We start from the raw sequence: 18937 nt of genomic DNA on the forward strand, positions 1-18937 counted from the left end.
GTACGCGGGTATTCGGTCATACGAAAAACACCGACGAACACCAAATGATGCCCGTCGGTGCTTTCCCACCACTGTTTGTCAAGGTGAGCCTGCACGTGGGTGCACCCACAGGGCAGGCACTCCCGCAGGCAGGCGGCCTACAGGTGCGGGGTGACCGCCGGGACGAGATGCTGGACCGTCCGGCCGGTGGCGATGGCGCCGATGGCGGTCATCGACCAGCCCTGGCCGTCCCGCGACACCTTGGCCATGATCTGCGCGTTGTGCTGGCCTGAGCCGCTCAGGTCGTAACGCGCCAGCTCCTGGCCCGTCCCCTCGTCCACCAGGCGGCAGAACGCGTTCTCGATCTGCGAGAAGTCCTGCCCGGTGAACGAGTTGACGGTGAACACCAGCTGGGTGATGTTGGCCGGCAGGCTCTGCAGGTCAACGTTGATCACCTCGTCGTCGCCCTCACCCTCGCCGGTGAGGTTGTCGCCGGTGTGCAGCACCGAGCCGTCCTTGCTGCGCAGCTGGCGGAACCACACCGTGTCGGCGAGGTTGCCGCTGGCGTCGAAGAGCAGGCAGGACGCGTCGAGGTCGATCGACTGGGCTTTGCCCTTCTTGCCGAACAGGCCCTTCTTGGCGACCGCGTCCCAGCCCAGCCCCATCTTGACACGCGTGAGAGTGCCCCCGCCGGGCTTGGCAAGGGAGACCTTCTGCCCCTTCTGCAGTGAGATCGACATCATCCGCTCCTTTGGTGATGAGTTGGGTCACACGCGGGGTCTTGGACTCGGGGGCCATCGGATGACTACATGTTCGGTGCTCACACTCCGGTGGAGTGCAGCTGCTTGTCGGGGGCTGCCTCGTCCCCGGCGTCGCCGTTGCGGTTGCGGATCAGGGAGCTGACGAACGCGGCGATGATCAGACCCGCGCCGAGCCCGCCGGTGATCCACTCGGGCACGTGGTGGCCGATGCTGATGAGCATGCAGGCCGCCAGCGCACCGATGGCCCACATCGCGCCGTGCTCCAGGTAGACGTACTCGTGCAGCGTGCCCTTGCGCACCAGGAAGACCGTCAGCGACCGGATGTACATGGCGCCGATGCCCAGGCCCAGCGCGATGATGATCAGGTTGGTACTGATCGCGAACGCGCCGATCACGCCGTCGAAGGAGAACGAGGCGTCCAGGACCTCCAGGTAGAGGAACAGGAAGAACGCGGCCTTGCCGGTGGCCACGGCCAGCCCGTTGGGGCCCTTCTTGACGTTCTCGTCGTCCTCGTCGAGATCCCCCGCGCCCTCGAAGAGCTCACCGAGCCCGTTCACCAGGATGTAGGTGATCATGCCGAGCACGCCGGCGATCATCACTTCGCCGGGGTTGTCGGCGAAATAGCCGCCGGCCAGGGCCAGCGCGGTGCCCGCGATGACGACCGCCAGCTGGTCGAGCTTGCCGATCCGGGCCAGGGGGCGTTCCAGCCAGGCCAGCCATTGGTGGTCGTGCTCCTGGAACACGAAGTCGAGGAAGAGCATCAGCAGGAACATCCCGCCGAACGCGGCGATCATCGGATAGGCCGACTCGAGGGCGTGCGCGTAGGCCTTCTCGTCGTTCAGTGCCAGGTCGAACGCCTGATAGGGGCTCATCCCGGCGGTGATCGCGACAATGGCCAGGGGGAACACCAGCCGCATGCCGAACACCGCGATCGCGATGCCGATGGTCAGGAAGATCTTCTGCCAGAACGGCGACATGCGTTCGAGCACCTTGGCGTTGACCACGGCGTTGTCGAACGAGAGCGAGATCTCCAGAACGGCCAGGATGGCGACGAGGGCGAATGCGGCCGGCCCGTCGTACAAGAACGCGGCGACCAGGCCGGCGGCGGTGACCCCGAAGGACCACCCGAAGGTGCGAAGAATCATGAATGCGTTTCTGCTAGGCGGGGTGACTGGCGCTGACCGACCTGGACAGGCAGGAGCTGATCGACGCTGATCAACCGACGTTCACGCCGAAGTCCACGGCGATACCGGCCAGACCTGAAGCGTACCCTTGGCCGACAGCGCGGAACTTCCACTCCCCGCTGCGCCGGTAGAGCTCGCCGAAGACCATGGCGGTCTCGGTCGAGGCGTCCTCGGTCAGGTCGAATCGCGCGAGTTCGTTGTTGTCGGCCCGGTTGACGATGCGGATGAAGGCGTTGCGCACCTGGCCGAAGCTCTGGCCGCGGTTGTCGGCGTCGTAGATCGACACCGGGAAGACGATCCGTTCGCACTCGGCGGGCACCTTGGCCAGGTCGACGTTGACGACCTCGTCGTCGCCTTCGCCCTCCCCGGTCAGGTTGTCGCCGGTGTGCTCGACCGAGCCGTCCGGGCTGCGCAGGTTGTTGAAGAACACGAAGTGCTGGTCGGAGAGGACCTTGCCGCTGCTGTTCAGCAGCAGCGCCGAGGCGTCCAGGTCGAAGTCCGCGCCGGTGGTGGCGCGCACGTCCCAGCCGAGACCCACCGAGACGGCGGTGAGGTCGGGCGCGGCCTTCGTCAGCGAGACGTTGCCGCCCTTGGCGAGCGATACTCCCATGATCGCGCTGCTCCTTGGCTCTCTCTGATCTCGTGCGCCCGGGTCTCGTGTGTCCCAGGTCTCGTGCGTCGGGACTCGTGCGTCGGGGGCGGGCGGTCAGATGTTGACGCCGAAGTCCATCGCGATGCCGGCCAGACCCGAGGCGTACCCCTGCCCGACGGCCCGGAACTTCCACTCGGCGCCGTTGCGGTAGAGCTCGCCGAAGACCATCGCCGTCTCGGTGGAGGCGTCCTCGGTGAGGTCGTACCGGGCGAGCTCGGAGTTGTCGGCCTGGTTGACCACGCGGATGAACGCGTTGCGCACCTGGCCGAAGTTCTGGCTCCGGGTGTCGGCGTCGTAGATCGACACGGCGAACGCGACGCGTTCGGCCTCCGGCGGCATGGCGCCGAAGTTGACCTTGATCTGCTCGTCGTCGCCCTCGCCGGCGCCGGTGGTGTTGTCGCCGGTGTGCTCGACGCCACCGTCCGGCGTGCGGAGGTTGTTGAAGAACACGAAGTGCTGGTCCGAGACGATCTTGCCGCTGGTGTCCAGTACCAGGGCCGACGCGTCCAGGTCGAAGTCGGTGCCGGTCGTGGTGCGCAGGTCCCAGCCGAGACCGACGGTCACCGCGGTCAGCCCGGGGGCCTGCTTGGTGAGGGAGACGTTGCCGCCCTTGCTGAGACTGACACCCACAGTGCCTCCAAGATCGCTCGCTTCATGACGGCGCCTCACGACGCCTCGCAATAAAGACGCTGGAAGTGATGCTATCCGTTCCCTATGAACCGATCTGCCCTACACGGACCGCCTCTGCCCCACACGGACTGACTCTGGCCACATGGACCGACTCTGGTCCACCAGATCGACCAGACCGTCAGAGAAAGAGCGATCCGATGCACATTGCCCGGCCTGTGGAGGTGAACTCAGCGGTCGGCCTGAGCGAGACTAGAGCGAGCAAGGCGGGAAAGGGAGGCAGCGTTGCGGGGACCGGGCGATCAGCGCCGCCGTGGCCGGGGTTCCGGGCGCGAGGCGCAGGCCCGCGCCGCGGCCGTCGAGGCCAAGCAGGACGCGGCCGCGGCCTTCTACGACATGGACCAGGCGCAGAAGTACATCGACGGCCGGGTCACGGTGCTGACCGATCTCGACCAGGCCGCCGGCGCCGCCGCCCGCAGGGACTTCGACCGGCTGAACGACACCGCCGACGCCGCGTCCATCGGCTACATCGACGTCGTGGACGCCCACGACCTGGACTCCGCGGACCGTTCGCTGGCCGAGTACGACGCCGCCCGCCGCGCCTTCCTGGCCGTCGGCGACCGGCTCCGTAAGATCACGGGCGATCTCAACCGTTTCGCCGAGCGGCTGACGCCCCAGATGGCGCGGCTGGAGACGGCGCTCGACCAGTTGCCACCGCGGCTGGCCGCCGCCCGCGACGCCGTCGCCGCCGCCGAAGCCGCCATCGCGGCCGCCCAGAAGGCGGGCATGGACGTGTCGGATCCGGAGGCGGAGCTGGCCAAGGCCAAGGAGGGGCTGGCGGTGCTCGGCTCTCAGGGGCTCGGCGGGCTCGGGCTGTCCGGCGCGATGGACAAGGCCGACGAGGTGGCCCGTATCGCCGCGCGCGCCCAGGAGGCCGCCGAGGAGCTGCCCCGCCTGGGCGAGAAGGTGCGCAACTCCCTGGCCTCGGTCCGCACGCGCGTGGACGTGGTGGCGGGGCGCGTCGAGTCCGTACGCCAGGCGATGAAGAAGCTGCTCGTCGGCTATTCGCAGGCGTGCTGGCAGGACCTCAAGGGTGCGCCGGAGGCCATTGAGGACGGCGTGACGCGTGCCCGGGAGCGGCTGAACGAGGCGTCCGCGCTGCTGTCCCAGAACGAGTGGAAGAGGGCGCAGCAGGCCCTGACCGCGGCGCGCACCGAGCTGAACGCGGCCGACCGCCGGGCCGGTCAGGTCACCGGGCGGGTGAGGGAGCTGGACGCCGTCCGCACCGACCCGGCGGCGCCCGCCGAGGCGGCCCGGTTCGTCGTCCGCGACGCGCAGAAGCTCGCGATCGCCCAGCCCGGCGGGCCCGCGCCGCAGCACGCGCGGGTGCTGGACGGCCTGGTCGAACGGCTCGAAACGGCCCCCAAACGGCTCACGGGCCCCCACCCCGACTACTGGTCGTACCTCCAGGAGCTGGAGGCCATCAAGACCGCCGCGGGTGACGTGGTGGCCCGCATCCGCGCCGAACGCGCCGCCGGAATCTGACCCCGGCTTCTCTCTGACCCCGGCTTCTCTCTGACCTGATTCTCTCTGAACCTGCTCCGGGGGACTTCGTCAGCGGGGGCGGTCGTGCAGGCCGATCGTGAGGTTGCGCGCGGCCATGGGCGGGCCGCCCGGCTGCGGGGCGGGCTGGCCGCTCTGCTTCGGCATGGTGGCGGACTGCGGCTGGGCGGCGACGGACTTCGCCGCTTCTGCCCACACGGCGGTGCCGTACGCGCAGACCTCGTGTCCTCCCCCGGCCAGCTGCACGGTGTCGAAGCACATGCCCACGACGGCGTTCGCGCCCTTGCGATGAGCCTCCTGGCCGAGCCGGTCCACGGCCTCGCGCCGGGTCGCCGCCAGGCCCACTCCCGGCTGCTCACCCGTCACACGGAACGTCGCGCTACTCGAGGACTGCCCTGACGGCAGACCCTGATCGGTCTGGACGGCCACCCCGAGGACCTCACCGAGAACGGAACGAATCTCGTACCCGGCCAGTCCGTCAGTCGTCACGATCAGCATGCTCCCAAGGTAATGGAACGACGCCGGAAATGTGCTGTCAGAACCCTTCTGACACCTCTTCCACCGCGCTGACCCCGGAACCGGGCTTCGACTCCCACTCCCACGTCTCGTCCAACCGCAGCCGTCCGTCGGGCAGGGTCGAGATGACGGACACACAGTGCCCGTTGTTGGTCTCACCGTCGGCGTTGAGCTGGCTGTAGCGGAAGTCGAGGGTGTCGCCCGTACGAGTGCCGACGAGATGACCCCGCCGGATCGCGCCGCCCGCGTACTCGGCCCAGATCTCGCCGTCGCTCTCGTGGTAGGTGAAGAGCGTCTCGGGCACGATCTCGCCCCCGACCACGTCGGCGACGGCACGGAACCGCCGTCCGTCGATCGACGGTGCCTGCCCTGTCGCCTGCGGGGAGTCTGCTGTCATGGAGGGAAGCCTATGAAACGGCTCTCCGCCGTGATCACGCGACCGGGGTGGCGATCGTGCGATCACGGCGGAGAGCCGCTGTGTTGAGTTGTGCCGTACTGATCCGTGTTGTCAGTCCAGGTACTCCCGGAGCATCTGCGCGCGGGACGGGTGACGCAGCTTGGCCAGGGTCTTGGATTCGATCTGGCGGATGCGTTCCCGTGTCACACCGAACTCGCGGCCGACTTCTTCGAGAGTCCGCGGATGCCCGTCGGTCAGGCCGAAGCGCAGCTGGATGATGCGCTGCTCCCGATCGGACAACGTCCCCAGGATGTCCTCGAGCTGGTCCTGAAGCAGGATGAACGCCGCGGCCTCGATCGGCACGACGGCGTCCGCGTCCTCGATGAAGTCACCCAGGTCGGAGTCTTCCTCTCCGATGGGCGACTGCAAGGACACCGGCTCTTGGGCTATCCGCTGGATCTCCACGACCCGGACGGGCGAGAGCCCCATCTCCAGGCCGATCTCTTCGGGCGTCGGTTCCCGGCCGAGGTCCTGGTGGAGCTGACGCTGCACCCGGACCAGCTTGTTGATGGTCTCCACCATGTGCACCGGAATGCGGATCGTCCGGGCCTGGTCGGCGATCGCTCTCGTGATCGCCTGGCGAATCCACCAGGTGGCGTACGTCGAGAACTTGAATCCCTTGGTGTAGTCGAATTTCTCGACCGCACGGATGAGTCCGAGATTCCCCTCCTGGATCAGATCGAGGAAGAGCATTCCTCGTCCCACGTACCGTTTGGCGATGGACACCACCAGCCGCAGGTTGGCTTCGATCAGGCGTTGCTTCGCCCGCACTCCATCGCGGGCGAGCAGTTCGAGGTCGAGTTGTTCCATCCGGGAGAGGATGGCGGTGTGCGCCAGCTTCTCCTCGGCGAACAATCCCGCCTCGATCGATTTTGCTAGTTCGACTTCATCTTCTGCCGTGAGAAGCGGTACGCGACCGATTTCTCTCAGATAGATCCTGACCAGGTCGCTCGTCGGCGCCCGCTTGCCGAGGTCTCCCTCGTCCGCTCGCGTGACGTCCTCGGTCTCCTGTTGAGACTCGAGAACCTCTACCCCCTGCTCTGCGAGCATCCGGACAACTCGTTCCAAGGAATCGTCCGGCAAGTCGGAGCGATCGAGTGCAGCAGCGACATCATCGACGGTCACACCGCCGCGTTCTCTGCCACGTGCGACAAGGTCTGCCACCTGATCAACCGATGGCGCCTCGCTAGGCAGCACCGAAGGGCCCACGGGGACAGTCTGCGTCAATGAGGCCCTAGATCACAGGACCCATTTTGCGGTCTCTTGACTTACTGGGACCCAAGCCCGCGCTCGCGCAACTCTCGTCTCTGCTGCTCAAGCGCAACAAGATCGCCAAAGAGCTTGTTGTACTCCTCGGCCTGCTCGACCGGATTCAGCCGTCCGAGTTTAGATTTCACGTCGGCGATCATGCGTGTGAGCTGGCGTTCCTGGATTCGGGCAAGTAGTTCCACCGCGTAACGGTCATCCGATTCCTGTGCGGACCGTGTCGGTTCCACCGCAAGCTGGGTAATAAGGCCCCTGACCTGGTCATTTGGCGCGTGCTCATGGAGGAGGGCGACCCATTCGGCCGCCCCGGCCACCACAGTGACACCACCAGCCGCAGTGATGACCTCCCGGACGGCGGCGTGCGGGGGCGCGATGAACGCGTCCGCCGGCACCCCGTCGAAGACCGGCCCGAGCAGCGAGGGGCGCTGCACCGCGATCTTCAGAAGCTCCCGCTCACGCTGCACTTCGGGGTCGTTCGGGTCGTACGCGGGTCGCTCGGCCGCGGCGTTGTCCCCCCCGGGCGCCCCGCCCGGCCGCCCGTTGCGCTTCCCGTGCTCCCGCGCCGCCAGCTCGCGCACCCGCCGCATCACGAACTGCTCGTCCATGATGCCGAGCCACCGGTCGAGGCTGACCGCGTACATCTGCCGCAGCGCCCGGTCCTTGATCTTCGCGACGACCGGCGCCGCGGCGTCCAGGGCGGCCAGCCTCCCCTCGGCGGTGTCCAGATTGTGTTGCGAGATGGCACTGCGCACCGCGAACTCGAAGAGGGGCTGGCGGGAGGCGACCAGGTCGCGGACGGCCGCGTCGCCATGACGGATCCGCAGGTCACAGGGATCAAGCCCGTCCGCCTGCACGGCCACGAACGTCTGCGTCACGAACTTCTGCTCGTCGGCGAACGCCCGCAGCGCCGCCTTCTGCCCGGCCGAGTCCCCGTCGAACGTGAAGATCACTTCACCGCGGAACTCGTCCTGGTCCATCAGCAGCCGCCGGAGGATCTTGATGTGGTCGTCTCCGAAGGACGTCCCGCACGTGGCGATGGCGGTCGGGATCCCGCTCAGATGGCAGGCCATCACATCGGTGTAGCCCTCGACGACCACGGCCTGCCGCCGCCGCGCGATCTCCTTCTTGGCCAGGTCCGCCCCGTACAGCACCGAGCTCTTGTGGAAGATCGGCGACTCGGGCGTGTTGAGGTACTTCGGCCCGTCGTCATCCTCGTAGAGCTTCCGGGCACCGAACCCGATCACGTCCCCGCTCAGATCCCGGATCGGCCACATCAGCCGCCCCCGGAAGCGGTCCATCGGCCCCCGCCGGCCCTCCTTGGCCAGCCCGCCCGCGATCAGCTCCTTGTCGGCGAAGCCCCGCCCGCGCAGGTGCCGGACCAGCCCCTCCCACTCCCGGGGCGCGAACCCCACCCCGAAGTGAGCCGCGTCCGAAGCCTCGAATCCCCGCTCCGACAGGAACTTCCGGCCGATGATCGCCTCAGCGCCGTTCAGCTGCTCGGCATAGAACTCCGCCGCCGCCTTGTGCGCCTCGACCAGCCGGGCCCGCTGCCCGCCGTCCTGCCGGGGCGTGAACCCGCCCTCCTCGTACCGCAGCTGGATCCCGGCCTTGGCCGCGAGCCGCTCCACCGCCTCCGAGAACGACAGGTGATCGATCTCCTGGACGAACTTGATGACGTCGCCGCCGACGCCGCAGCCGAAGCAGAAGTAGAGATTGCGGGCGGGCGTCACGTTGAACGACGGCGACTTCTCGTCATGGAACGGGCACAGCCCCTTGAGGTTGCCCCCGCCCGCACTCCGGAGCTGGAGGTACTCGCCGATGACCTCGGCGATGGGTGATCGCTCCCGTACGAGCGCGATGTCCTCATTACGAATCCGGCCTGCCACGGCGGCGAGTCTAATGTCGCCCCACGACATCCGGTGCATCACGTCAGAACACGTGCTCCCCGGTCACCGCCCGTGATCAGGCCCGGTCACCGCCCGTGGTCAGGCTCCGCCGTCACTGCCCGTGGCCAGGACGCACGCCCTAGCGTGAGGGGATGACGTCGATCGTGTGGGTCAAACCTGAAGGGGCCGAGCTGGCCGAAGTCGATCTCGGGAAAGGGCGGTTGCGGGCCACAGGGTCGGCCATCGGCGGGGATCCGCTGCCCTACCGGCTGGAGTACGAGCTGACCACGGGCGAGCGGTGGATCACGGCTCGGCTGCTGGTGGAGGCGTCCGGGGAGGGCTGGCGGCGGTCGCTGGAGCTGATCAACCGGCCGGAGGGCGAGTGGACCGTCAGCGCGAAGGCGGAGGGGCGTGTGGCGGAGGGATACGCGGAGTTGCCTCCGCCCGGCGGGGACGCGGCGGCGCTGGCGGGAGCTCTGGATTGTGATCTGGGGTTGTCGCCGCTGACCAACACGATGCCGGTGCTCCGGGGTGGGTTTCTGGAGGGCGGAAGGGCGGAGCACCTGATGGCCTGGGTGTCGGTGCCGGATCTGGTGGTGACGCCGTCCCGGCAGACGTATCGGCACGTCCGCCGGGGCGTCGTCAACTATGCGGATGATGGGTTCACCGAGGACATCGTCTTCGGGCCGGATGGGATCGTGGAGGACTACCCGTCGATCGGGCGCAGGGTCAGACCGTCCGGCATCGAACCGCGCCCCGTCACACCCTGAAGCGTTCGAACAGGCGGTACATGAAGTCGGTGCCCTGGCTGAGCGCGGCGACGGAGATCCGCTCGTCGTTGCCGTGCATGCCGATGAGCTGGTCGTTGTCCAGGACGTACGGGTAGACGCCGTAGCCGGGGACGCCGCGGGACGTCCACGGCGACAGGCTCGTCCCTGCTTCGAACAGGGCCGGGGCAAAGGCCGCCTGGGGATAGGTCTTGCCCGCCGCGTCCTTGATCGCGGTGAAGAGCGGGCTGTCGATGGACGAGGGCGGCTTGGCGAACGTCTCGTCCAGGCGCTTGAGGGCGGCCTCCTCGGTCTCGCCGGCGCTGCTGACCAGCGTGACCTGGACGTCGCGGTCGGCGAGGAGGCGGCGGACCTGGGCCAGGAAGTCACGCGGACGCTGGCCGCCGGGAACGCCCCGGCAGTTGATGCGGACGGTCGCCGAAGACGGGATGACGTTCTCCTTGTAGCCCGCGTCCTCGATCACGAACGCGTGGGTCGTGCGGAGGAGGGCGCGGTGCAGCCAGGGATAGGAGCTGCGCTTGACGACGAGGGCGGCGGCCCGTTCCCGGGAGGGGCCGGACTTGGCGTTCAGAAGCAGTTCGATGGCGCGTTTGAACGGACGGTCATCGGTGGCGCGGGCCAGGGCGGCGAAGTATTCGCGGGTGACCGGGGTGAGCGTGACGGGGGCCAGCCAGCTGTCGAGTTCCGCGATCGCGCGCGACAGCTTGGCGATGGCCGAGTCGGGGTTGGGTTTGGAGCTGTGCGTCGCGGTGCCGTCGGCCACCAGGTCGAGGTTGAAGTAGACCTTGTCCTGGCGGGTGACGGTGATGAGCATCGGGGTCGTGCGGTCCTTCTGGGCGAGGAACCAGCCGCCCTCGGTGAGCACCATGCCCGCGTCGATCTTGTTCCAGTGGTTCTCGGCGAGCCAGCGGGAGCCGTACGGGCCCGCCTCCTCGTCGCAGTCGGTGAGGACGATGATGTCGCGGTCGAAACGGCCCTTCTCGTTGAGATGGCGGAGCAGGGCGGCGATGAACGCGGCGTTGGCGCCCTTCATGTCCAGCGCGCCACGGCCGTAGATCTCGCCGTCCTTGACCACGCCCGCGAACGGGTCGACGGTCCATTTCGAACGTTCCACCGGGACGACGTCGGAATGGCCGAGCAGCAGGAGCGGCGCGGCGCTCGTGGTGCCGCGAATGCGGGCGATCAGGTGGACGTTGTCCTTCTTGGGGGTCGGGATGATCTCGGCGGCGACGTCGGCGGCCTCCCACATGGCCTTGAGCATCTCGGCGTGCGGCCGGGTGACGCCGCCCTCCCCGAAGTTCTGGGTGTCGAACGCGAGCATCTTCTTCAGGAGGGCGAGGGGGTCGAGGTCGGCGGGAGCGATGGCCGGTGCGGTGCGGGCGATGGCTGAGCCGCCGCCGATGGCCAGGCCGCCCGCGATGAGGGCGGCGCCGGCCCCGGTACGGCCGAGGAAGGCGCGGCGGGTGAGGGCGGCGAGATTCGGCGGGGTCGAGGGGAGCTCTGACATGGATCTCCTTGTTTCCAGGCGGGTCGGGCCATGTCGGATCGGGCCATGTCACCGGTGCCGGAAGGCGGCGACCACCTCCACTTCGACGAGCCAGCCGGGCACGGGAAGGTTCTCGATCTCGATGGTCACGCGGGACGGCCGGGCCGGGTTGACGAACATCGGCGGTGCCGGGGCGGCGCTGCCGAGGGGAACGTCGATCGCCTTGCCGGTCGCCAGGTCGGTGTTGGCGAAGAACTGGCGGTACGCGCGGTTCCACCCGGCGAAGTCGGCGGCCGCCGCGCCGGGCGGGTTCGACAGGTACGCCCGCATCGAGATCACATCCTTCGGCGTGAGGCCCTGCACCTTCAGGTTGTCGGTGATCTGCTTCAAAACATTGATCGCTTGCGCCTCGGTTGTCGAGACCCCCGGGGGCAGTGTGCCTCCCGGGAAATCGATGTACCGCTCAGGTGTGCCGGCGGGCGCGGCCGGGTTGGCGTCCCTCGGGCCGAGGCCGCTGGAGGTGTACGTGGCGACGAGGGCGCCGGTGGCGACGCCGTTGGCGATGGAAGGGTTGGTCTGGCCGGGCGGCAACGCCGGGCGGACCTCGGTGAGCCTGGGCGGCCGGACGGGCTTGTCGGGTGCGGCCGAGGCCCCTCCCCCGGCGGCGAGGAGGGCGGTCGTGGCGACGGTGACGAAGCCGCCAATGAGGATCCTGCGCACAGTCATCATCCCTTCGGTCATCCCTGGAGCACGCGCTGGTGGAGTTCGGTGACCACCTTGCGGGCCGACTCGAACGAGCCGTGCTGCCAGGCGATCTCGTAGCTGAGCCAGTCGCCGGCGTAGTAGACGTTGCCCTGCGGTGCGCAGAGGAGCTTGTACTCGGCACCGCGGCTGGGCCAGGAGATCCAGCCGCCTTCGATGTGCGGCTGGCGGATCCACGCGATGGAGGCCGAGGCCGCGATTCCCTGGCGGTACTTGTCGCCGTGGATCTTGGCGCCCATGTCGAGGGCGCGGCTGAGCCGTCCGGCGTGGTCGAGCCGGGCGTAGGCGTCGGCGTTGGCACCGAAGTTGTAATAGCCGACGAGCAGGCCGCGGCGCCCGTGATGGCCCGTCGACGGGTACCAGATCGTGGAGATGTCGAGGTCGGTGTTGGTGATGCCGCCGTAGATGTTGTCGTCGCGTTCCCACCAGCGGCTGCGGTACTCCATCCCGATCTTCCCGGTGGACACCGCGACCGGGGTCTTCAGCGCCGCCTGGACCGGCGCGCCGAGGTTGTGCGGGATCTTCGCCAGGATCTGCGGTGGCAGCGTGGCGACGCAGAAGTCGGCCTCGATCTTGCGGGTGCGACCGTCCCGCTCGTACTCCACCGCGACGCCGGACGCCAGGTTGGTGATCTTGCTGACCTTGGCGCCGGTGCGGATCCGCCCGTGCCCGACGGCCTTGGCCAGCGCCCGCGGGATGGCGTCCATGCCGCCGACCGGCTGGAACATCAGCATCGCCTGGCTGTAACCGAACTCGAACGAGAAGTACCTCCCCACCCCGCTGGCGAACACGTCGCTCAGCGAGGGCGGCGGCCCCAGCAGCGTGCCCGCCGTCTCCCCCGCACCCGGGTCGATCGAGTACCCGCGCCGGTCGCCACCTGTGTACGCGAAGCCATTGGTCTTACTGCCGATGGCCCCGAACCCCGACAGGAACGACAGCAGCCGCTCCTTGTCGGTGGAGGTCAGCCGCTGGTCGAGCGCCCCCTGGTCGGTCGCCTTGGCCAGCAGCTCGGAGATGTAGCCGTAAACGTCGGCCTTGGCGGTACGCCACTTCACCGGGGCCTTCATCCCGGACGACTCGTTGTAGACGTAGGCCTCGGCGTTGGAGTTGGTGAAGACCTCCAGTGGAACGCCGAGCTCGCGGCAGTAGTCCATGGTGGTCATCCACTGCGCGATGCGTGCGGGACCCGCGTTCATGTACGTGTCGCCGCTGAACCCGATGCGCTGCGTCGCACCGCCGATCTCCGTGAGCCGGTCTCCGCCGCGCAACGTGCGGTTGCGGCCGCCTATCCGGTCCTGCGCCTCAAGGACCGTCACCTGGTAGCCGGCCTTGCCCAGCTCGTACGCGGTGGCCAGTCCGGCGACACCGGCGCCGAGCACCACGACCTTCGCGGCGGCGCGGCCGCGCAGCCGGAAGTCGGAGGCCTGCGGAGGCTGGAAGGGAACCTTCGTTGTGGCTTCGGCGCTGGGTGCCAGGCCGAGCGCACCCATGGTGGCGAACATCGCGCCCGCCCCACCCGTGGCCCCGACCCGGGTAAGGAAGCCGCGTCTGCTGACGCCCTGGGATTCTGCCGAAATCGGCATGGAACACCTCCAAGATCTCTCAGAGGGAGTCTTGGATCGGTCCGTTTCACCAAATGCTCCGTTTTGTAATAGCGACGTTTCCGGATGCCGTTGCCGTGGTGTGAGGCGGATATGACGGTCGTGTTTCGGACGACACAGGCTTGTGAATTGGCTGTTAAAGCGCGGGCCGTGCCGTTCCGCCGCCGCTCGTGCCGCGGCTAGCGTGCAAGAGTGCTGATCACCCCACACGAGCAGGAACGTCTGCTGATCCATGTGGCCGCGCAGGTGGCCCGGGACCGGCGGGCGCGCGGACTGCGGCTCAACCATCCCGAGGCGACCGCCATCATCGCGGTGCACATCCTGGAGGGCGCCCGCGACGGGCGCACCGTGGCCGAGCTCATGGAGTCGGGCCGCACCGTGCTCTCACGTGAGGACGTCATGGAGGGCATCCCGGAGATGCTGGACTCCGTCCAGATCGAGGCGACCTTCCCCGACGGCACCAAGCTCGTCACCGTGCACAGGCCGATCCCATGATTCCCGGTGAGGTCGTTCCCGGTGCCGAGCCGGTGGAGCTCAACCCTGGCCGCCCGCGCGTCGCCGTCACCGTGGTCAACACCGGCGACCGGCCCGTGCAGGTCGGCTCGCATTACCACTTCGCCGTGGCCAACCCGGCCCTCGACTTCGACCGCGAGGCCGCCTGGGGCCATCGTCTCGACGTGCCCGCCGGTACGGCCGTGCGGTTCGAGCCCGGCATGACGCGCGAGGTCTCGCTCGTACCCCTGGCCGGGCATCGCGTCGTCCCCGGCCTGCGCCCGGAGAAGGCAGGACCCCTCGATGACTGATCCCACGCTGCCTGATCCCGCAGGGCCTGGCTCCGCAGGGCCTGCTCCCATGAGGCTGTCCCGGGCCCGCTATGCCGAGCTGTACGGCCCGACCGCCGGTGACCGGGTGCGGCTCGCCGACACCGACCTGCTGATCGAGGTGACCGAGGACCGCAGCCGCGGCCCGGCGGGCGCGGGCGACGAGGCGGTGTTCGGCGGCGGCAAGGTGATCCGCGAGTCGATGGGCCAGGCGCGGACGACGCGCGCCGAGGGTGCGCTCGACCTGGTCATCACCGGCGCGGTCGTCCTCGATCACTGGGGCGTCGTCAAGGCGGACGTCGGGATCCGCGACGGCCGCGTCGTGGCGCTCGGCAAGGCGGGCAACCCCGACACCATGGACGGCGTCCATCCCGACCTCGTGATCGGCCCGTCCACCGAGGTCCTCGCGGGGAACGGCAAGATCCTGACCGCGGGCGCCGTCGACTCCCACGTGCACCTGATCTGCCCGCAACTGATCGAGGAGGCGCTCGGCGCGGGCGTGACCACGCTCGTCGGCGGCGGCACCGGCCCGGCGGAGGGCACCAAGGCCACGACCGTGACCGGTGCCTGGTACCTGCACCGCATGCTGGAGGCACTCGACACCTGGCCGGTGAACGTGGCGCTGCTCGGCAAAGGCAACACCGTCAGCGCGGACGCCCTGTGGGAGCAGCTGCGCGCGGGGGCATCCGGTTTCAAGCTGCATGAGGACTGGGGCACGACGCCCGCCGCCATCGACGCGTGCCTGCGCGTCTGCGAGGAATCGGGAGTGCAGGCGGCGCTGCACTCCGACACCCTGAACGAGGCCGGGTACGTCGAGTCCACGCTGGAGGCCATCGGCGGCCGCGGCATCCACGCCTACCACACCGAGGGCGCGGGCGGCGGTCACGCCCCGGACATCATCACCGTCGCCGCGCACCCGAACGTCCTGCCGTCGTCCACCAACCCGACGCGCCCGCACACGGTCAACACCCTCGACGAGCACCTCGACATGCTGATGGTGTGCCATCACCTCAACCCGTCGGTGCCGGAGGACCTGGCGTTCGCCGAGTCGCGGATCCGCCCGACGACGATGGCGGCCGAGGACATCCTGCACGACCTCGGCGCGATCTCGATGATCGGCTCGGACTCCCAGGCCATGGGCCGCATCGGCGAGACCGTCATCCGCACCTGGCAGACCGCCCACGCCATGAAGAAGCGCCGCGGCACGCTCCCCGGCGACGGCGGTCCCACCAGCCCGGCCGACAATCTGCGCGCCCGCCGCTATGTCGCCAAGTACACGATCAACCCCGCGATCGCGCACGGTCTCGACGGCGAGGTCGGCTCCGTCGAGCCCGGCAAGCTGGCCGATCTCGTCCTGTGGGACCCGGCGTTCTTCGGCGTGCGCCCGCAGGTGGTGCTGAAGGGCGGCATGATCGCCTGGGCCGCGATGGGCGACGCCAACGCCTCCATCCCCACCCCGCAGCCCGTGCTCCCCCGGCCGATGTTCGGGGCGGCGCCCGCCGTCGCCGCCGCGACGTCCGTTCACTTCGTGTCGCAGGCCGCCCTGGACGACGACCTGGCGTCGCGCCTCGACGTCCGGCGCGCTCTCGTTCCGGTCAAGAACACACGCCGCCTCACCAAGGCGGACATGCCGCTGAACGACGCGCTGCCTCGCATCGAAGTGGACCCGGACACGTTCACCGTCTCCATCGACGGCGACGAGGTGGAGCCCGCACCCGCCACGGAGCTGCCGATGGCCCAGCGCTACTTCCTGTTCTGATGGACGCTCGGCTGCTGCTGCTCGCGGACTCCCGGCTCCCCGCCGGGGGCCATGCGCATTCGGGTGGCTTGGAGCCCGCCGTCACCGCTGGCGCAGTCACCGACGTCGCCGGGCTTGCCGACTTCCTCCGCGGCCGCCTCGCGACATCCGGGCTGGTCGCCGCTGCGCTTGCGGCAGCAGCCTGCGCACACGCTCACACTGGAGATCAAGCCTGGGAACGGCTCGATGCGGAGGCCGACGCCCGTACGCCATCACCGGCTCAACGCCAGGCGTCCCGCGCTCAGGGCCGTTCTCTACTGCGTGCCGCACGCACGACCTGGCCTCACCCGGCACTCGAAGCGCTCGCCACAGCCGTACGCGAGCCGCACCATCCGATCGTGCTCGGCGTCTCAGCGGCGGCTGGCAACGGTACGCCGCACCAAGCGGCCACCATCACCGCCTACGGCGCGATCACCGGCCCCGCGTCCGCCGCCGTACGGCTCCTCGGCCTCGATCCCCTCGCCGTGCACCGGACCCTGGCCGATCTGGCATCCGGCGTGGACAGGATCGCCACCGAGGCCGCCGCCGCACCGGACGACTGGGCGGCGCTCCCGGCCCCGTCCGCCCCCATCCTCGACCTCTACGCGGAGCTTCACATGAGTGCGGACCTGCGCCACTTCGAATCCTGACCGCCGACCGACCCAGGAGATGCTCATGGGAGCGAACCACGACCACGACCCGCACACCGCCGCACCCGCGCACGGCCGTGCCCTGCGGCTGGGCATCGGCGGCCCGGTCGGCAGCGGCAAGACCGCGCTGACCGCCGCCCTGTGCCGCACGCTGCGCGACGAGTTCGACCTCGCCGTCGTGACCAACGACATCTACACCACCGAGGACGCCGATTTCCTGCGGCGGAACGCCGTGTTGCCGGACGACCGGATCACGGCCGTACGCACCGGATGCTGCCCGCACACCGCCATCCGCGACGACATCTCCGCCAACCTGGACGCCGTCGAGGCGCTGGAGGAACGCCACCCGGGCCTGGACCTCATCATCGTGGAGAGCGGCGGCGACAACCTGACGGCCCTCTTCAGCCAGGGACTCGCCGACCGGCAGATCTTCGTGCTGGACGTGGCGGGCGGTGACGACGTGCCGCGCAAGGGCGGCCTCGGCGTGGCGGCAGCCGATCTGCTGGTCATCAACAAGACCGACCTGGCCCCGATGGTCGGCAGCGACCTGGACATGATGGCCCGCGACTCGTCCCGGGTCCGCAACGGCAGGCCTGTGGCGTTCACGTCCCTGCGCGAGCAGCCTGGCGCCCCCGAGGTCGCGGACTGGGTGCGCTCCGTCCTGCACGAGGCCCGCCACGACAACTCCCACACGGCCCGCAATCACGACCACGCTGCGGCCTCATGAGCCGTGGGTACGTCGCACGCGCCGCCGCGTCCGTAGAACGGGACGTGGGCGGCCGGACGCGCCTGACCAGGCTGCGTTCCGACGGCCCGCTCGCGCTGCGCGAGACCGCCGAGGCGCTCTACCTGGTGGGGGCGGCCGCCGGTCCCCTGGGCGGCGACGACTTCGAGCTCGCCCTGGAGATCGGACCGGACGCGCGCCTGGCGATTCGGTCCGTCGCCACCACGCTCGCACTGCCCGGCGACAGCGAATCCCGGATGACCGTACGGGCCACGGTCGCCGCAGGTGGCCATCTCGACTTCGCCCCGGAGCCGACCGTGGCCGCCGCCGGTTGCCACCACCGCTCGACCGCCGCCATCGACCTCGCCGAAGGCGCGACGCTGCGCTGGTACGAGGAACTCATCCTGGGACGTCATCTGGAGCTCCCTGGCAAACACACCAGCCGCTTCGACGTGACCCGCGACGGCGTGCCGCTCCTTCGCCACGAGCTACGCCTGGACGATCCAGCCGTCTTTGGCAGTCGCTCCGTAGTCGGCGACGCCAAGGCAATCGGCAGCGTCCTGCTGGTCGCCCCCGATCTTTCGCGTGAGCCGCACACCGCCGAAGGTCTGGCCGTCCTCCCGCTCGCCGGCTCTGGCGTCCTCATCGCGGCCGCGGCCGGCAATTCCGCCGTGCTCCGCCGCCGCCTCGCTCAGGGCGAGGAACTGGCCGGATCCGGAACGAGCCTGAACGCGATGAACGCGGGCGCCTCTTCCAATTCGGCGTAATCGTCCGGGTAACGCGTGGCCATCTCCGCGTCCGGCCGCGGCTCCAGAAGCTCGTCCACCAGAAACCCCGCGGCCCGGAACTCCGCGAACATAGCGGTCAACGGCCGCCGCCATACCCGCACAGGCCAGTCGTTCTTCGAACTCAACGAAACCTCGACCGCGCCAACCGTGAAGTACGAGCCGCCGAACTCCTGCCAGTCCGCGATCGGATGATGGGTCGAGAGGACGACCACCCCGCCCGGCCTCAGCACCCGCCGGAACTCCCTGAGCATCGCCACCCGGTCGTCCACGTAGTGCAGCGCGAGCGCGAGCACCACGAGATCGACCGAGCCGTCATCCACCCAGGACAACGGCTCGGCGAGATCGTGCACACGGAGATCTCCGTCCGTGCCGAGCCGTTCCCGCGCGAGCTCCACCAGCGTCGGGCTCTGGTCGAACGCGATGACCCGGGCGCCCCGCCGCCGCAATTCCGCCGCGTACAACCCGGGCCCGCAGGCCGCGTCCAGCACGGTGAGCCCGCTCACGTCACCTGCCAGCCCCAGTACCGCGGGCCGGTCATAGAACGCGTTGTACGGGCTGTCCACCGCGTGGTCGGCATACTCCGCGGCGAACGATTCGTAAATGGGTCTGTCAGACATCCTCCTCACTCTGCCATGAATGATCAACATCG

Annotated in this window: 20 protein-coding genes; 8 read left to right on the top strand and 12 right to left on the bottom strand. The window is 69.1% G+C overall.

From position 1 onward, the window contains the following. Positions 1-137: 137 nt before the first annotated feature. The 4 genes from F8566_RS26690 to F8566_RS26705 form a co-directional block, all read right to left on the bottom strand. Entirely contained in the window at positions 138-719 is a 582-nt protein-coding gene (locus tag F8566_RS26690; protein ID WP_151564748.1) for a TerD family protein, read from the bottom strand. A gap of 80 nt (positions 720-799) precedes the next feature. Beyond that, positions 800-1885, bottom strand: a complete 1086-nt coding sequence (locus tag F8566_RS26695) for a DUF475 domain-containing protein (RefSeq protein ID WP_151564474.1) — start codon at positions 1883-1885, stop codon at positions 800-802. Positions 1886-1955: 70 nt separating this feature from the next. Further along, complete coding sequence (locus F8566_RS26700; RefSeq protein WP_151564475.1) at positions 1956-2534, bottom strand: TerD family protein; 579 nt, start codon at positions 2532-2534, stop codon at positions 1956-1958. 96 nt (positions 2535-2630) lie between these two features. After that, a complete protein-coding gene (locus F8566_RS26705) occupies positions 2631-3206 on the bottom strand; it encodes a TerD family protein (protein WP_151564476.1) in 576 nt (191 codons plus the stop codon). Positions 3207-3488: 282 nt separating this feature from the next. Between F8566_RS26705 and F8566_RS26710 the strand changes: the two genes are divergently transcribed. Further along, positions 3489-4748, top strand: coding sequence for a molecular chaperone DnaJ (locus tag F8566_RS26710; RefSeq protein ID WP_151564477.1), 1260 nt, complete (start codon positions 3489-3491; stop codon positions 4746-4748). A 69-nt stretch (positions 4749-4817) separates the two neighbouring features. Here F8566_RS26710 and F8566_RS26715 read toward each other — a convergent pair whose 3' ends face one another. From F8566_RS26715 to dnaG, 4 genes are all read right to left on the bottom strand, one after another. After that, positions 4818-5264 carry a YbjQ family protein gene (locus F8566_RS26715; RefSeq protein ID WP_151564478.1) on the bottom strand — a complete coding sequence of 149 codons (447 nt, stop codon included), beginning with the start codon at positions 5262-5264 and terminating at the stop codon, positions 4818-4820. A gap of 37 nt (positions 5265-5301) precedes the next feature. Next, the gene (locus F8566_RS26720) at positions 5302-5679 is read right to left on the bottom strand and encodes a hypothetical protein (RefSeq protein WP_225993561.1); all 378 of its coding nucleotides are present in this window, start codon (positions 5677-5679) and stop codon (positions 5302-5304) included. A 111-nt stretch (positions 5680-5790) separates the two neighbouring features. Continuing rightward, a complete protein-coding gene (rpoD, locus tag F8566_RS26725; RefSeq protein WP_151564750.1) occupies positions 5791-6936 on the bottom strand; it encodes an RNA polymerase sigma factor RpoD in 1146 nt (381 codons plus the stop codon). A gap of 71 nt (positions 6937-7007) precedes the next feature. Beyond that, positions 7008-8891, bottom strand: coding sequence for a DNA primase (dnaG, locus tag F8566_RS26730; RefSeq protein WP_151564479.1), 1884 nt, complete (start codon positions 8889-8891; stop codon positions 7008-7010). Positions 8892-9043: 152 nt separating this feature from the next. Between dnaG and F8566_RS26735 the strand changes: the two genes are divergently transcribed. Further along, positions 9044-9661: a putative glycolipid-binding domain-containing protein gene (locus F8566_RS26735; protein WP_151564480.1), complete on the top strand. Its 618-nt coding sequence runs from the start codon at positions 9044-9046 to the stop codon at positions 9659-9661. On the opposite strand, the gene F8566_RS26740 is transcribed toward F8566_RS26735, so the two are convergent. Genes F8566_RS26740 through F8566_RS26750 form a run of 3 tightly spaced genes read right to left on the bottom strand, consistent with a single transcriptional unit; the run spans position 9651 to position 13510 of the window. Then, positions 9651-11186: a M20/M25/M40 family metallo-hydrolase gene (locus F8566_RS26740; protein ID WP_151564481.1), complete on the bottom strand. Its 1536-nt coding sequence runs from the start codon at positions 11184-11186 to the stop codon at positions 9651-9653. The two genes, F8566_RS26735 and F8566_RS26740, sit on opposite strands and share 11 nt — an antisense overlap. 48 nt (positions 11187-11234) lie before the next feature. Beyond that, the gene (locus tag F8566_RS26745) at positions 11235-11894 is read right to left on the bottom strand and encodes a Rid family hydrolase (protein WP_225993562.1); all 660 of its coding nucleotides are present in this window, start codon (positions 11892-11894) and stop codon (positions 11235-11237) included. Positions 11895-11902: 8 nt separating this feature from the next. Further along, the gene (locus F8566_RS26750; protein WP_151564482.1) at positions 11903-13510 is read right to left on the bottom strand and encodes a flavin monoamine oxidase family protein; all 1608 of its coding nucleotides are present in this window, start codon (positions 13508-13510) and stop codon (positions 11903-11905) included. A 210-nt stretch (positions 13511-13720) separates the two neighbouring features. Here F8566_RS26750 and F8566_RS26755 point away from each other — a divergent pair, with 210 nt between their 5' ends. Genes F8566_RS26755 through F8566_RS26780 form a run of 6 tightly spaced genes read left to right on the top strand, consistent with a single transcriptional unit; the run spans position 13721 to position 18267 of the window. Next, positions 13721-14023 (top strand): urease subunit gamma, encoded by a 303-nt coding sequence (locus F8566_RS26755; protein ID WP_151564483.1) that lies wholly within the window; start codon positions 13721-13723, stop codon positions 14021-14023. After that, the gene (locus F8566_RS26760) at positions 14020-14331 is read left to right on the top strand and encodes an urease subunit beta (protein ID WP_151564484.1); all 312 of its coding nucleotides are present in this window, start codon (positions 14020-14022) and stop codon (positions 14329-14331) included. Before F8566_RS26755 ends, F8566_RS26760 begins: the two co-directional genes overlap by 4 nt. Positions 14332-14380: 49 nt before the next feature. Continuing rightward, the gene (locus F8566_RS26765) at positions 14381-16108 is read left to right on the top strand and encodes an urease subunit alpha (protein WP_151564485.1); all 1728 of its coding nucleotides are present in this window, start codon (positions 14381-14383) and stop codon (positions 16106-16108) included. Continuing rightward, entirely contained in the window at positions 16108-16776 is a 669-nt protein-coding gene (locus F8566_RS26770; RefSeq protein WP_151564486.1) for an urease accessory protein UreF, read from the top strand. The genes F8566_RS26765 and F8566_RS26770 overlap by 1 nt, the downstream gene beginning before the upstream one ends. A gap of 25 nt (positions 16777-16801) precedes the next feature. After that, positions 16802-17503: an urease accessory protein UreG gene (gene ureG, locus F8566_RS26775; protein ID WP_151564487.1), complete on the top strand. Its 702-nt coding sequence runs from the start codon at positions 16802-16804 to the stop codon at positions 17501-17503. Then, positions 17500-18267, top strand: a complete 768-nt coding sequence (locus tag F8566_RS26780) for an urease accessory protein UreD (protein ID WP_151564488.1) — start codon at positions 17500-17502, stop codon at positions 18265-18267. The genes ureG and F8566_RS26780 overlap by 4 nt, the downstream gene beginning before the upstream one ends. Here the strand turns inward: F8566_RS26780 and F8566_RS26785 are convergent. After that, entirely contained in the window at positions 18192-18905 is a 714-nt protein-coding gene (locus F8566_RS26785; protein ID WP_151564489.1) for a class I SAM-dependent methyltransferase, read from the bottom strand. The two genes, F8566_RS26780 and F8566_RS26785, sit on opposite strands and share 76 nt — an antisense overlap. Between the last annotated feature and the right edge of the window lie 32 nt (positions 18906-18937).

The sequence above is a fragment of the Actinomadura rudentiformis genome (genome assembly GCF_008923185.1).
GTDB classification, from domain to species: domain Bacteria; phylum Actinomycetota; class Actinomycetes; order Streptosporangiales; family Streptosporangiaceae; genus Spirillospora; species Spirillospora rudentiformis.

What these genes read in the sequence shown, in the direction of transcription:
- F8566_RS26690 (WP_151564748.1), bottom strand. Translation starts at nt 719, where the DNA reads ATGTCGATCTCACTGCAGAAGGGGCAGAAGGTCTCCCTTGCCAAGCCC.
- F8566_RS26695 (WP_151564474.1), bottom strand. Translation starts at nt 1,885, where the DNA reads ATGATTCTTCGCACCTTCGGGTGGTCCTTCGGGGTCACCGCCGCCGGC.
- F8566_RS26700 (WP_151564475.1), bottom strand. Translation starts at nt 2,534, where the DNA reads ATGGGAGTATCGCTCGCCAAGGGCGGCAACGTCTCGCTGACGAAGGCC.
- F8566_RS26715 (WP_151564478.1), bottom strand. Translation starts at nt 5,264, where the DNA reads ATGCTGATCGTGACGACTGACGGACTGGCCGGGTACGAGATTCGTTCC.
- F8566_RS26720 (WP_225993561.1), bottom strand. Translation starts at nt 5,679, where the DNA reads ATGACAGCAGACTCCCCGCAGGCGACAGGGCAGGCACCGTCGATCGAC.
- F8566_RS26735 (WP_151564480.1), top strand. Translation starts at nt 9,044, where the DNA reads ATGACGTCGATCGTGTGGGTCAAACCTGAAGGGGCCGAGCTGGCCGAA.
- F8566_RS26740 (WP_151564481.1), bottom strand. Translation starts at nt 11,186, where the DNA reads ATGTCAGAGCTCCCCTCGACCCCGCCGAATCTCGCCGCCCTCACCCGC.
- F8566_RS26745 (WP_225993562.1), bottom strand. Translation starts at nt 11,894, where the DNA reads ATGATGACTGTGCGCAGGATCCTCATTGGCGGCTTCGTCACCGTCGCC.
- F8566_RS26750 (WP_151564482.1), bottom strand. Translation starts at nt 13,510, where the DNA reads ATGCCGATTTCGGCAGAATCCCAGGGCGTCAGCAGACGCGGCTTCCTT.
- F8566_RS26760 (WP_151564484.1), top strand. Translation starts at nt 14,020, where the DNA reads ATGATTCCCGGTGAGGTCGTTCCCGGTGCCGAGCCGGTGGAGCTCAAC.
- F8566_RS26765 (WP_151564485.1), top strand. Translation starts at nt 14,381, where the DNA reads ATGAGGCTGTCCCGGGCCCGCTATGCCGAGCTGTACGGCCCGACCGCC.
- F8566_RS26770 (WP_151564486.1), top strand. Translation starts at nt 16,108, where the DNA reads ATGGACGCTCGGCTGCTGCTGCTCGCGGACTCCCGGCTCCCCGCCGGG.
- ureG (WP_151564487.1), top strand. Translation starts at nt 16,802, where the DNA reads ATGGGAGCGAACCACGACCACGACCCGCACACCGCCGCACCCGCGCAC.
- F8566_RS26780 (WP_151564488.1), top strand. Translation starts at nt 17,500, where the DNA reads ATGAGCCGTGGGTACGTCGCACGCGCCGCCGCGTCCGTAGAACGGGAC.
- F8566_RS26785 (WP_151564489.1), bottom strand. Translation starts at nt 18,905, where the DNA reads ATGTCTGACAGACCCATTTACGAATCGTTCGCCGCGGAGTATGCCGAC.